The 13,179-nt window shown below is 70.6% G+C and carries 11 protein-coding genes and 1 tRNA gene; 6 read left to right on the forward strand and 6 right to left on the reverse strand.

Features of this window, described 5'->3' with window-relative positions:
- The first annotated feature begins 21 nt into the window (after positions 1-21).
- Positions 22-1,344, forward strand: coding sequence for a nicotinate phosphoribosyltransferase (locus ABC271_RS10345; protein WP_412924787.1), 1,323 nt, complete (start codon positions 22-24; stop codon positions 1,342-1,344).
- A 187-nt stretch (positions 1,345-1,531) separates the two neighbouring features.
- Positions 1,532-2,035 carry a hypothetical protein gene (locus ABC271_RS10350; RefSeq protein WP_412924788.1) on the forward strand — a complete coding sequence of 168 codons (504 nt, stop codon included), beginning with the start codon at positions 1,532-1,534 and terminating at the stop codon, positions 2,033-2,035.
- Between the two features lie 12 nt (positions 2,036-2,047).
- On the opposite strand, the gene ABC271_RS10355 is transcribed toward ABC271_RS10350, so the two are convergent.
- The 3 genes from ABC271_RS10355 to ABC271_RS10365 form a co-directional block, all read right to left on the reverse strand.
- The gene (locus tag ABC271_RS10355; RefSeq protein WP_077051737.1) at positions 2,048-2,314 is read right to left on the reverse strand and encodes a DUF3039 domain-containing protein; all 267 of its coding nucleotides are present in this window, start codon (positions 2,312-2,314) and stop codon (positions 2,048-2,050) included.
- Positions 2,315-2,386: 72 nt separating this feature from the next.
- On the reverse strand, positions 2,387-3,913 hold the full coding sequence (locus tag ABC271_RS10360; RefSeq protein ID WP_412924789.1) for a hypothetical protein: 1,527 nt from the start codon (positions 3,911-3,913) through the stop codon (positions 2,387-2,389).
- Between the two features lie 11 nt (positions 3,914-3,924).
- The gene (locus tag ABC271_RS10365) at positions 3,925-5,946 is read right to left on the reverse strand and encodes an ATP-binding cassette domain-containing protein (protein ID WP_412924790.1); all 2,022 of its coding nucleotides are present in this window, start codon (positions 5,944-5,946) and stop codon (positions 3,925-3,927) included.
- Between the two features lie 189 nt (positions 5,947-6,135).
- Between ABC271_RS10365 and ABC271_RS10370 the strand changes: the two genes are divergently transcribed.
- On the forward strand, positions 6,136-7,056 hold the full coding sequence (locus ABC271_RS10370) for a hypothetical protein (RefSeq protein ID WP_412924791.1): 921 nt from the start codon (positions 6,136-6,138) through the stop codon (positions 7,054-7,056).
- A gap of 70 nt (positions 7,057-7,126) precedes the next feature.
- Entirely contained in the window at positions 7,127-8,461 is a 1,335-nt protein-coding gene (locus ABC271_RS10375; RefSeq protein WP_412924792.1) for a maltokinase N-terminal cap-like domain-containing protein, read from the forward strand.
- Between the two features lie 65 nt (positions 8,462-8,526).
- Here ABC271_RS10375 and ABC271_RS10380 read toward each other — a convergent pair whose 3' ends face one another.
- On the reverse strand, positions 8,527-10,155 hold the full coding sequence (locus ABC271_RS10380) for a S1C family serine protease (protein WP_412924793.1): 1,629 nt from the start codon (positions 10,153-10,155) through the stop codon (positions 8,527-8,529).
- A 194-nt stretch (positions 10,156-10,349) separates the two neighbouring features.
- Between ABC271_RS10380 and ABC271_RS10385 the strand changes: the two genes are divergently transcribed.
- Positions 10,350-11,555 (forward strand): aminotransferase class I/II-fold pyridoxal phosphate-dependent enzyme, encoded by a 1,206-nt coding sequence (locus ABC271_RS10385; protein WP_412924794.1) that lies wholly within the window; start codon positions 10,350-10,352, stop codon positions 11,553-11,555.
- A gap of 9 nt (positions 11,556-11,564) precedes the next feature.
- Here the strand turns inward: ABC271_RS10385 and ABC271_RS10390 are convergent, their stop codons facing one another.
- Both ABC271_RS10390 and ABC271_RS10395 read right to left on the reverse strand, forming a co-directional pair.
- Positions 11,565-12,371, reverse strand: coding sequence for a carbon-nitrogen hydrolase family protein (locus tag ABC271_RS10390; RefSeq protein ID WP_412924795.1), 807 nt, complete (start codon positions 12,369-12,371; stop codon positions 11,565-11,567).
- The gene (locus ABC271_RS10395) at positions 12,368-12,913 is read right to left on the reverse strand and encodes a DUF6328 family protein (protein ID WP_412924796.1); all 546 of its coding nucleotides are present in this window, start codon (positions 12,911-12,913) and stop codon (positions 12,368-12,370) included. The genes ABC271_RS10390 and ABC271_RS10395 overlap by 4 nt, the downstream gene beginning before the upstream one ends.
- 84 nt (positions 12,914-12,997) lie before the next feature.
- Here ABC271_RS10395 and ABC271_RS10400 point away from each other — a divergent pair.
- Positions 12,998-13,071: transfer RNA gene (locus ABC271_RS10400), tRNA-Met, on the forward strand.
- The last annotated feature ends 108 nt before the right edge of the window (positions 13,072-13,179 follow it).

The raw sequence follows: 13,179 nt of genomic DNA on the forward strand, positions 1-13,179 counted from the left end.
GCCGCGGCATAGGCTGGCGCCATGACCCGCAGTACGGCCCTGCACACCGATCGCTACGAACTCACGATGCTCGACGCGGGGCTCCGCGACGGGACCGCGCACCGGCGTTGCGTCTTCGAAGTCTTCGGCCGACGCCTCTCCGGCGGGCGGCGGTTCGGCGTCGTCGCGGGCACGGGACGCCTGCTCGACGCCATCCGCGACTTCCGCTTCGGCGACGACGAACTGCGGTTCCTCCGCGACAACCGGATCGTGGATGCCACCACCCTCGACTTCCTCGAGGGGTACCGCTTCACGGGGTCGATCACCGGCTACCGCGAAGGTGAGATCTACTTCCCCGGCTCGCCGCTCCTCACGATCGAGGGCACGTTCGCCGAGGCCGTCGTGCTGGAGACCCTGGCGCTGAGCGTGCTGAACTTCGATTCCGCGGTCGCCACGGCTGCCGCCCGCATGAGCGTGGCCGCGGGTGATCGTCCGCTCGCGGAGATGGGGTCGCGTCGCGCCGGGGAGGAATCGGCGGTGGCGGCAGCCCGGGCCGCATACATCGCCGGGTTCTCCGCGACCAGCAATCTGGAGGCGGGTCGCCGGTGGGGCGTGCCGACGATGGGCACCGCGGCGCACGCGTGGACCCTGCTGCACGACAGCGAGGAAGACGCCTTCCGGTCGCAGATCGAGGCGCTCGGCACGGACACGACCCTCCTGATCGACACCTACGACATCGCCGAAGGCGTTCGCACCGCCATCCGGGTGGCCGGTACCGACCTCGGAGGAGTTCGGATCGACTCGGGCGACCTCCCGATCGTCGCGGGAGAGGTCCGGTCGCTCCTCGATGAACTGGGGGCCACGAGCACGCGGATCACCGTGACCAGCGATCTGGACGAATACGCCATCGCGGCGTTGGCCGCCTCACCCGTCGACAGCTACGGCGTGGGGACATCGGTCGTCACCGGCTCCGGTGCCCCGACGGCCGGGCTCGTGTTCAAGCTCGTCGCCCGCGCCGACAGCGACGGCTCATGGGTTCCCGTGGCGAAGGCGTCGGCCCAGAAAGCGTCGCACGGCGGTCGGAAGGCGGCCTTCCGTACCCTCGACGCCGGGACCGCCACATCCGAGCTCATCGTCGTCAGCGACGGTTTCGAGGAACTCGCCACCGCCGCGGAGCACCCGGACGCCCGTGCGCTCCAGGTTCCGCTGATGGTGGACGGCGAACCGGATGCCGCTGCGCTCGGACCGCACGGCGTGTCGACCGCGCGCGCCCACCACGCGCGCGTGCGTGAGGAACTGCCCGTTCGGGCCCTGGCACTCAGCCGATCGGAACCGGCGCTGCCGACCGACTACGCGCAGGCCTGAACGCGGCAACGGTGGGCCTTCGGCCCCGACGGTCCGAGACCCGACGGATGAGACCACGGGCATCGGCGGGTGAGCGTCGGTCGCGAGCAAGGGTGCCGCGCCTACTCGGTACTTAACGTAGGAATCTCGCCCCGTCGTGCGCGTTGCGCGGGCCGCGGAGCGAGAAGCGCACCGAACGGAGAGTTCCATGACCGACGATGCCCAGCCGGAGCGGCGCGCCACCGCGTCTCGCCGCGCCATCCTCAGCACCGTGGCCTGGACCGCACCCGCGATCGCTTCGACCTTCGTGCCGGCCGTGGCACAGTCCGGGCGAACCGTCCCGGTATCGAAAGTCCGGATCGGGCCCGACTACTCCGTGATCAACGAGTCGCAATACGACCCCGCCACGAACTCGAACCGCGGGCCCATCGTGATCTACGTGACCGCTTTCTACGACCAGAACCTCGTGTGGTGGCCGACGCCCGACCCGAGCATCGTTGTCGTCCCCTACATCGTTCGGGTATCGGGACCGCTCGGTCCGAGCTCGCTGAGCGGCTCGCTCATGATCACGCTGGGCGGGTACGCACAGGACGTGCGGTGGTATCCCGGCAAGACACAGTTTCCCGTGCCTCCCGGCGAATACACGTTCACCTTGACGATCTACGGCAATGACGGCTCGACGTCGTCGACGACGCGCATCACGATCAGCTGAAGTGGGCCGCGGTCAGCCGTTCAGGGATTCGTAGATCTCTTTGCACTGCGGGCACACGGGGAACTTTTCGGGGTCGCGCCCCGGAGTCCACTTCTTGCCGCACAGCGCGCGCACCGGCTTGCCGGTCAACGCGGACTCGAGAATCTTGTCTTTCTTGACGTAGTGCGAGAACCGCTCGTGGTCACCGGGCTCGATGTTCTCCTCGCGGATGAGCTCTTCGAGCTCGCGATCCAGGGTCGCGAGACCCCCGCTGTCCGGTCGGTCGAGAGGCGTGCTCATGATGTGCCAGTGTAGCCGCGGACCGCAGGAAGAGGACAGATTGGCGAAACCACCGGACCCGACGCCGGTGCGTCACGTGGCCTCGGCGAACTCCATCAGGCGGGTTCCGCGTCGCTCGAACTGCACGGCCCCGATACCGACACCCGCCACGAAGACGGCCGCACCGATCCCCAAGCCCGTCCACAGGGCGAGGAGTGCGTCAGCCGTGTCGGAGGCCACCGCCTGCCACGCGAACCAGAAGGCCGGGGCCGCGCACAGCAGCGCACCGACCATCACAAGCCCCTGCGCCACCACACCGCCGGACCCGGTGCGCTGAGGTTGCTGGAATGGACTGTCGCCGGGTCGGGACACCGCGTAGGGGGCGATCACGGAGGCGACGCTCGAAAGCCCCAGTCCGGAAAGAAGCAGTGCGGCGCAGACACCCGCCAGCGCGGGAGCGAAGGCCCAGCGACCGTGGATGGCGATGGCGAGCGGAACGGTGACGGCAAGAAGCGGCAGGGCGATGAGGAGCACGGGGACGAGACGACCCAGGCGGTCGGGCAGCCCGCGCACCCCGCTGGCGATATGCATCCACAGAGCCGTGGAGTCGTATGCGAGGTCGTTGTGCGGCAACCACCCCAGGAACAGTGCCATGATCGGCGCGGGGAGCAGGACGGCGAGCTCCACCGGAACGCCGGCGACGATCAGAGGGAGTGTCGAGACCACCGCGGCGATCGGGACGACCACGACGTTCACCACGTAGCGTCGATCGCGAAACCAGTAGGACAGGCTGCGGGCGGCGACGGCGCCGCCGGGGGTACCGGGAAGCAACGCGAACCATCCCAGGCCGGCGCGTTCACGAACGGTCACCGGGCGAGGCGTCGTCGTCAGGAGCACCCGCACGAGCGCGAACCATGCCGCGGCGAGAAGCAGGACGGTCACGACCGCGACGACGATGCTGCCGGTGGCGGCACTGGCCGACGGTGCCAGGGCGATGCTCCACGCCGCCCCGACGGGCGTCCAGGCCAGCACCTCGGCGGCGGAGACGAGCTGCGGGGGAACGGCGCCACGCCACTCGAGCGATCCGAGGAAGATTCCCACGGGAACGACGACGACGAGCACCGCGACGAGGTAGACGCCGAGGAGTTCGCGCGACTGCCGGGGGCGGCGCACGAGCGTGCCGAGCGCCATGCTCACCCGGGCCAGCAGCACACACGTCGCGAGTCCGAGCACGACGGAGACGATGCTCGCGCCGACGGCAGCACCATGAGCCGTCCACACGACCGCCAGACTGATCGAGAGCACGAGAACGACGCAGACGGGCACGCTGAGGAAACCAGCGAGCAGGAGCGCCGCCGCGAGAGGGCGGGGCTCGGGGCCGACCACCCCGAATCGTCTGGGGTCGAGCGGATCGACCGATGCGGTGACAGGAGGCGCGACGGCGAAGCCGAGCGTCACCGCGGACCCCGCGAGCACCGTCACCACGGCCGTCGTCAGTCGACCGGAGTCGGCCAGCGCGAGAACGTTCACGGCGGCGAACACCGTGACCGACACGAGGACGAAGACGCCGACGGACCGACGGAGGACATGATCGCGGTCACCCCGGAGGGCGCCGATCATCATCGCGAGCCTCAGGCGGAGAACGTGTGCAACCACTCCAGGCCCTCCACGTCGCCGAGTCCCCCGGAGAGTTCCAGGAACCGCTGTTCGAGTGTCGACTCGCCTCGAACTTCGTCGACGGTCCCCTCGGCCAGGACCTGTCCCGACACGATCACCGCGACCCGCGAACAGACCCGCTCGACGAGCTCCATCCCGTGGCTGGAGAGGATGACGGTTCCACCGTGTTCGACGTAGGCGCGCAGGATGTCGAGGATCACGGCGCTGGAGACGGGATCGACGGCCTCGAACGGCTCGTCGAGCACAAGAAGTCGCGGTGAGTGGATCATCGCGCCTGCCAGCATGACCTTCTTCGTCATCCCCGCCGAGTAATCGGACACGGGACGACCAAGGGCGTCGACGAGATCGAAAGCGCGCGCGAGATCCGCGGCACGGCTCTCGACCACCGGTGACGGGAGCCCGCGCAGCGCGCCGTAGTACGACAGCAGCTGCCGACCCGTCAGGCGATCGAAGGTTCGGAGGCGATCCGGCAGCACGCCGATCATCTTCTTGGCCGCACGCGACTTGCGGGACGCGTCGAGACCGTTGATCTCCACCGTGCCCCCGTCGGAACGCAGGAGCCCCGCGATGATCGACAACGTCGTGGTCTTCCCGGCACCGTTCGGCCCGACGAGCCCGTAGAAAGAGCCTGCGGGGACGGTGAGGTCGACACCGTCGACGGCGCGGAGTTCGCCGAAGTTCTTGGTGATGTTGCGCAAGCGCAGGGCGGGCACGTCCGACGCCGTCGTCGGCGCGGCGTCCTCATGCGAATCGGTGGCCTTCGGGGCGGCTCCGGGCTCCCCCGTGTCGACGATCGCATCCTCCAGCGCCTCGTCGACCGTGAGTTCGGCGGGAGCGGTTGCCTCGACCGGCGCGTCGGCCGTCTCGCGTTCCGCGGGCTCCGCTGCTGCCTCTCCGACGCTTCCGTCGTCGCCGTCCGCAGATTCTCCAGGCATGGCCCGCTCCGCGTCGGGCTCGAAGACGACAGGATCTGCCCCCGGGGTGCTCTCGGCGGACTCGTCCCGGGGAGGCTCTGCGGTGTCGAAAACCGTGACACCTGTCTTCGGATCGTCAGCGGTCGGCTCCTCGGCAGACGCTGCCTCCGAAACAGACGCGTCGGCTTCGGGCTCGTCAGCGGTCGGCTCTTCCGCGACAGGCTCGTCGGAAGCCGGCTCCATGGCAACCGGCACGTCCGCGACTGTCTCCGCGGCAACCGGCTCGTCCACGACCGGCTGCTCGAAAACCGGCGCGTCGGGGACCGGCTCTTCGGCGACCAGGACGTCATCCGCCGATTCCGCGACAACCGGCGCATCGACGTCGGGCTCATCCACGGAGGCGGACTCGGGCTCCGCGGTTCTCGGCTCCTCGACCGCAACGTCGGCCGGAGTCGGATCGACCGCGGGGACTCCGGCGTCGACCGCGGGAGCAGCGGGCTCGATGTCCGCCGGCAGAGGCGGACGCGGCGGCACGATGAGGTCGGCGGGCAGCGGCGGCGGAGGACCGGGATCGACGACGGGCGACGGCGTCGCGCGCGACGGGCTCGCGGCGGCGGCCGTCGGCGGCTTCTTGGCCCTCGACGCGCGAGGCGCCGCGGGCTTGCGAGCGGGAGTGGCGCGCGGGGTCTCCGCCTCCTCGTCGCTCGCGACGCGCGGGGTCGCCGGCTTCCGTGCGGACGTGGCCCGGGGCGTGGCAGGTTTCTTCGCGGATGCCGCCCGCGGCGTTGCAGGCTTCTTCGCCGCGGGCGTGCGGGGACTGCGCGCGGCGGAAGCGGCTCCGGCGTTACGGGCAGACGAGGCGCGCGGCGTCGCGGATTTCTTCCCATCCGGCGTGTCGGCGTCAGCGGCCTCCGATCCGGCCGACGAGGAAGCCGAGCCGGCGGCAGGCCGACGGGGCGCCCTCGGACGCGGCGGGGGCGAGGGAGAGGCGTCAACGCTCGCCGCATCGTCCTCCGACCCAGCGGAGGCGGACTCAGGGGGCTGCGGCAGCGACGCTGTCATCACTACAAGCTATCAACCCCCTCGGACACCACCGAGGCCCACGGTCCGTTGTGAGGGAAATCGGAGGTGGCCCCGGCCCGCGGCGTCGTGATCGGCCCGCGAACAGCGAGTACGCCCGAACCTCATCGTCTCTGCGAGGGCGGTCGTCAAGGCCCCACCGCCGCCGATCGGGAGAGGCAGGATGGTTCCATGGCCGAGAAGGTGCATCGCATCCACTCCCTGCCCGACGACTCGCCCTGGAAGGGTGGGCTGCCGCCGGCCGGGTCCGAAGAGCATCCCCGAACGATCCGCATGCTCGACCGCGTCCTCACGGTTCAGCGCCCGGCCGTGCTCGCGCACCTGCGCAGCATTCGCCTCCGCCACCCGGACGCGTCGCCGGCGGAGATCCTGCGCATCCTCGAGCGCCGGTATCTGGCGGCGGTGACCACAGGCGGTGCAGCAGTGGGCGCGACAGCCGTGGTCCCGGGTATCGGGACGGGCGTGACGCTGGCCCTCAGCGGTGTCGAGACGGTCGGATTCCTCGAGGCCACCGCGCTCTTCGCTCAGTCCGTCGCGGAGGTGCACGGCGTCGCTGTGGAAGACCCCGACCGCGCGCGAGCGCTCGTGCTGACCCTGATGCTCGGCAAGGAGGGCGTCGACCTCGTGTCGCAACTGGCCGCGCAGGCGGCTGGCCGTGGAACGACACGCTCGAGCTATTGGGGCGATCTGGTCACCAAGACGCTTCCGCGTGCCGCCGTGGGGCCGCTCGTCGACCGGCTCAAGACGACGTTCGCGCGACAGTTCGCCGCGCGCGGTGGAGCATCGTGGCTCGGCAAGGCGCTGCCCTTCGGCGTCGGTGCCGTCGTGGGCGGGGCCGGCAACAACATCCTCGGACGACGGGTGCTCGTCACCTCGCGGCGCGCCTTCGGTTCCCCGCCGGAGATCCTGCCGCAGGACCTCGAGCCACGGCCCGGTGCGGCGAAGCTGGAGCGCCGCGCAGCAGGCGGTGTGCAGCGCGTCGGTGGTGCCATCGCGGGGGCCGTGGGGTCGGCGGGCCGGCGCACGGGCTCCGTCGCCCGCAAGGCTCTGCCGCGCCGCAAGCGGGACGACGAGGACACGGCCGCGTCCTGACCCATTGTCATCGTCTCGTCCTGCGCGCAAGACCTGGGCGGGCCTCACCGGATCGCGTTAGCCTCGCCGCATGGACGACCTCCTCGATCTCCTGGCCGCGTGGATGCCGCGACAGCGCTGGTACGGCACGAAGGGCCGCGATCCTCGGCTGACGCTCGTCGCGGACTGGCCGCTCGAGACTCCGGCGACGCGGGTCCTGCTGGTGCGGGACGATGCCGTGACGCCCTCGGCGGTTTACCAGGTGCCGGTATCGCAACGCGACCCCGATGTCGTCCTGCCGGGGAGCCTCATCGGGCCGGGCGACGATGGACGGGTGTGGTCGGATGCCGCCACGGATCCCGCCTTCACCGACCTCTTGTTCCGACTGGTGTCGGTGGGTGGCACGGCATCCTCGGGGGAAGGGGGGTTCGTCGGCGTTCCCCTGACCGCTCCTTCCTCAGAACTGGTGTCGGACGTTCCGGCGCGCGTGCTCAGCGGCGAGCAATCCAACACCTCGATCATCTTCCGACCCGTGGGCGCTCACCCGGTGATCTGCAAGCTCTTCCGTCAGGTCAACGTGGGCATCAACCCCGATGTCGAGCTCCAGTCGGCCCTCGCGGCCGGCGGCGCCACGTTCGTGCCCGCCGCGATCGGTGAGGTGCAGGGCGCGTGGACCACGGCGAGCGGAGAATCCGTCACGGGCTCCCTGGCCTTCGCACAGGAGTTCTTCGACGGGGTGGAGGACGCGTGGCGCGTGGCACTTCAGGCCGCCAGTGCTGGCGACGACTTCTCCGCACCGGCTCGCGCGCTGGGCGAGAGCGTCGCGCGCATGCACGTGTCCCTCGCCGACATCTTCCCCACGGTCGCCCCCGACGCCGAGGTCCGGTCCCGCGTCGCGGCGGCATGGGAGCGACGCCTCGCCATCGCGGTAGCCGAGGTTCCTGCTCTGGGACGCTACGTCGAGCGCATCGGCGAGGTGTACGCGGAAGCGCTCGCGGCCCCGTGGCCCCCGCTGCAGCGCGTCCACGGCGACCTGCACCTCGGTCAGGTCCTGCACACTGCCGCGAACGGATGGGTGCTGCTCGACTTCGAGGGCGAGCCGCTCCGTCCGATCGCCGAGCGGCGCGCTCCCGACCTCGCCGTGCGCGACGTCGCGGGCATGCTGCGCTCTTTCGACTACGTCTCCGGCGCGGTTGCCGACGACGACGGTGCTGCCGTCCGTGCGTGGGTCATCGACGCTCAGCAAGCGTTTCTCGGCGGCTACCTCGACACGGTCGGGGACGAGAACCGGGCATCCGACGCGCTCCTGTCCGCCTTCGAGCTCGACAAGGCCGTCTACGAGGCCATTTACGAGACGCGGAACCGCCCAGACTGGGTGCGCATCCCGCTCGCGGCCATCGGACGCCTGGCACCCCTCCCGGACTGAGCGAGAGCCGGAAAGGAAAGACGCCGCCCCGCGAATGTCTCGCGGGGCGGCGTCTTCGTCGAATATCAGTTCTGCTGCATGGTTCCCAGCGTCACGTCGACGGTGCTCTCCTTACCGCCGCGGAGATACGTCACCTTCGCCTGCGAGCCGGCGGCGAGCGCGCGCACCTGGGCGGTGAGGTCCACGGAATTGGTGACCGGGATGCCATCGAACGCGGTGATGACGTCGCCCTTCTGCAGACCGCCGGCCTGGGCGGCGCCGCCCGCGGTCACGTCGGCGACGTAGGCGCCGGTCGTGGTCGCCCCCTGGACCGAGGCGGCATCCTGGACGCTCGCACCCAGCAACCCGTGGGTCGCGGACCCGTTGTCGATGATCTCCTGCGACACGCGCTTGGCGACGTCGGACGGGATGGAGAAGCCGACGCCGATGTTGCCGGACTGTCCGCCCGACGACGAAGCGCCGGGGGCGCTGGCGATCGCCACGTTGATTCCGATCAGCTTGCCCTCGTCGTCGACGAGTGCGCCGCCGGAGTTGCCCGGGTTGATGGCGGCATCCGTCTGGATGACGGCGATCTTGATCGTCTGGGTCGCCTGGCCGCTGCCCTGCTGACCCTGACCGAAGTCGAAGAAGAACGGGCTCTCGCCGCCCTGCTGACCGCCCTGGCCTTCCTGACCGGAGTCGGAGCCGTCGCTCGGCGCTGCCGAGGATGCGACCTGGATCGAGCGGTTGAGGGCACTGACGATGCCGGTGGTGACGGTGTTCGGAAGACCGAGCGGCGCGCCGATCGCGATCGTGTTGTCCCCGACGTTGAGCTTCGACGAATCGGCCCACTCGATGGGGGTGAGGTTCGACGCGTTCTCGAGCTTGATCACCGCGAGGTCGTACGTGGGATCGGTCCCCACGACCTTCGCCTTGAAGACTCGCCCATCGGAGGTCGTGACCGACAACGACGCGTCGCCGGTCTGTCCGTCGAGGGTCACGACGTGCGTGTTGGTCAGCACATAGCCGTCGTCGCTCAGGATGACGCCCGAACCGGTCCCGCCGGAGGAGCCGGCGCTGGCGCTGATCGTGACGACACTCGGAACCACCTTCGACGCGACGGCCGCGGTCGCATTGACGTCGCCGGGGTCGTTGACGGTGATGGCCGTGGGACCGGAAGCCGCAGCGCCGTCGGATCCGCCCCACAGCGCGAGACCCGCGTAGGTGCCGCCGAGACCCGCACCGCCGCCGACGAGTGCGGCCGCGACGAGGAGAGCGGCGATCTTCGTTCCCGAGCCCTTCTTCCGGGGCTTCGTGGCCTCGGACTCGGGCAGAGTCAGCGTGGGGTGGGTGCCGTAGGTCCCGCCCGCGGCGGGGCCGAACGCCTGCCCGGTCGGGGCGGTCGCACCGGTGGGCGCCGCGGCATACCCGTGTGCGTGCGGGGTCGGGTGCTGAGGCGTGCCGTAGTGCGGGGTGACGGGCTGCTGCGGGGTCGCGGGCGTCGGGCCCTGCGCGGGGGGCGGCCACGCGGCCGCAGCATCGGAGGGCGACCGGGTCGGCACCGGCGGCACCGCCGGCGTGGATTCGGTCGCGGGCGCTGCCGGCGCAGCGTCGGTAGGGGTCTCGTGCGACGTGGGGACCGCGCCCTGCGCGGCCGCGTCGGTGGTGGGGCGGTGCTCGGTACCCTCGGGACGGTCGTCCGTGGTGTCGCTCATGGGGTGCTCCTTCTTCCAGGCGAGATCAACCATGACTCCCGATGCTGTGCGCTTCCTATGACGCGGTTGAGTCGGCTCTATCAGTGTTGGAGGAACGGAATGCACGTCATCCGCGACCGCCGGCCGACGCCGCTCCGTTACGGTGAGAGGGTTTCGGCTCGGTGCATCGCACCCCTCTCCCCCGAAGGCCTCTCATGCACGACCTCCCCGGCGCCTGGCGCCGTACCGCCCTCGGTGCAGGGCTCATCGCCGCCGATGGAACGGCGGTGCCCACGATCTTCGCGGAGATGACCGCGCTCGCCGCCTCGACCGGCGCCCTCAACCTCGGGCAGGGTTTCCCCGACGAAGACGGACCCGAGGCCGTTCTCGAAGCCGCCCGACGGGCGATCTCCGACGGCGTGAACCAGTACGCGCCGGGCCGCGGCTTCCCCGACCTTCTGCAGGCCATCGCCGAGCATCAGTCCCGGTTCTACGGGATCGAGCTCGATCCCGCGCGCGAGGTGCTCGTAACGGTGGGCGCGACCGAAGCGCTGGCCGCGACCCTGCTCGCCCTCATCGACGGCCCCGACGACGAGGTCGTGGTGTTCGAGCCGTACTACGACTCGTACGCCGCGTGCGTCGCCCTCGCGGGCGCCCGGCTGGTGCCCGTCCCCCTGCGGTGGCCCGACTTCCAGCCCGACCTCGAGGTGCTGGCATCCGCGGTCTCCGACCGGACCCGCCTGATCCTCGTCAACGACCCGCACAACCCGACCGGCTCGGTGTTCACGCGGGAGGTGCTCGACGAGGTCATCCGGCTCGCACACCGACACGACGCGATCATCGTCACCGACGAGGTGTACGAGCACCTCGTCTTCGACGGGCCGCACGTGCCGATCGCGACGCTCCCCGGCGCCGCTGAGCGCACAGTGTCGATCTCCTCGGCGGGTAAGACCTTCTCGCTCACCGGATGGAAGACGGGCTGGGTGACCGGTCCCGCTGAGCTGGTGTCGGCGGTCCTGGCGGTGAAGCAGTTTCTCACCTACGTCGGCGGGTCGCCGTTCCAGCCGGCGATCGCCACGGGCCTGCGGCTCCCCGATGCGTTCTTCGCCTCGGTCGCCGCGGAGATGAAGGCCAAGGCCGACCTGCTCGGCACGGGGCTCCGTTCCGCGGGCTTCGACGTCGGCGCCCCGGGCGGGTCGTACTTCACGGTGGTGGATGCCGCCCCGCTCGGCGCCACGGACGCCGACGCGTTCTGCCGAGAACTCCCGTCGCGCGCGGGGGTGGTCGGCATCCCCCTCACCGCTTTCGCCTCGCCGGAGCACCGTGCCGACTACTCGACGCTCGTCCGGTTTGCGGCGTGCAAGCGCGTCGAGGTGCTGACGGACGCCGTGGAGCGGCTCTCGGCGCTGTCGCGGGCATGACCGCCGCGGCTAGCGCGGGGTGACGCGGAAGCGACGCAACTCGAGAGCCGGGTTCACGCGCCGGACGCGGGCGATGGCGCCGGGGTCGATGTGCGCGACGGCGACGTCGGTCGCCGTCCCGATCGTGGCGAGCGCCACGCCCTGCGGATCGATGACCGCCGAGTGGCCGACACCGAGGGGCGGCGGGTGGTCGGCGCCCGCGACGAAGAACGTGTTCTCGATCGCGCGGGCCGTGAGGAGCGTCGTCCAGTGGTGCTCCTTGAGCGGGCCCCGCACCCACTCGGCCGGCACGAGCGCCACATCGACGTCCGCGTCCGCGAGGGTCCTCGATACCTCCGGGAAGCGCAGGTCATAGCAGGTCATCAGGCCGAACCGCAGGTCGCCGACCTCGAACGTCTCGGGCGGGGAGATCTCGCCGGGGGCCACCCAGTCCGACTCCCGCTGCCCGAAGGCGTCGTACAGGTGCAGCTTGCGATACACGGCCCGGATGCCGGCTCCCCCGACGGCCACGACCGCGTTGCGGACCCGCCGCCCGTCGTCTGCTCGCTCCACGAGGCCCGCGACCAGGATGACGTCGAGATCGGACGCCAGCGACTGGAGCCCGACCGTGAAGGGGCCGTCCAGGTCTTCGGCGTTCTCGGCGAGCGACGTATCGAACGGGTCGACGAAGTAGCTCGAATACTCGGGGAACACGACCACCCGAGCGCCGCGATCGGCGGCGGTGCGGGCGAGGTCGGCGATGGCATCCAGGTTGGTCTGCTTCGACGCGGTCGGGGCGAACTGCGCCACCGCCACACCCACGCTGTCGTGCGTCATCCGCGTCCCTTCTCGCCGGCGGCCCGGCGATCGCCGGTCCGACTTTCGCCGCTGGCCCGGCGCAGGAACGCCGGCCCCACGATCCACAGTACGAGGATCACGGCGGCGAGGACGACCACGGCGATCACGGCCGCCTCGGCCCCGACGACCACGTCGAAGACGAACGCGACGACCCCGGTCAGCAGCACGGCCACCGCGGTGAGTGCGGCGATCAGCGCGCGATGCCCGAAACGCACGACGGCCGGCTTCATGCCGCGGTGGAAGACCGCCCTGTGCAGAGCGACCGGCGCGAGCGCGAGGATCGCCGTGAGCGCCGACAGGCCGACCAGCACGAGATATCCCACGCGTTGGGGAGTAGTGAGGTCGGCGAAGGCGGGCTGGAACGCCAGGGCGAGGAGAAAGCCGGTGAGAATCTGCGTACCGGTCTGCAGCACGCGAACCTCCTGCAGAACGTCCGCCCAGTTGCGGTCGGCGCGCTGCGCGGCGCTCTCGGGTCGGCCGTCGCGCAGGTCATCGCGGGGGTCGTCGGTGGGGGTCAGCATCTCGGCATCTTGTCGCGTCCCCGGGGGCGGAATCAACGCCGATTCGACACACCCCGAAACCCGTGCTAGGTTTATCTCTTGTGCCGCGGGGTGGAGCAGCTCGGTAGCTCGCTGGGCTCATAACCCAGAGGTCGCAGGTTCAAATCCTGTCCCCGCAACAAATGAAGGCCCCGAATCTCCGGATTCGGGGCCTTCTCCTTTTCCTGGACGAAGGAATCCCTGTTGCGCTGATGCCCTCGAACCGCGTCAGACCGCAGGCGGCGCGT

It is taken from the genome of Microbacterium canaveralium (assembly GCF_047238045.1).
Taxonomy (GTDB): domain Bacteria; phylum Actinomycetota; class Actinomycetes; order Actinomycetales; family Microbacteriaceae; genus Microbacterium.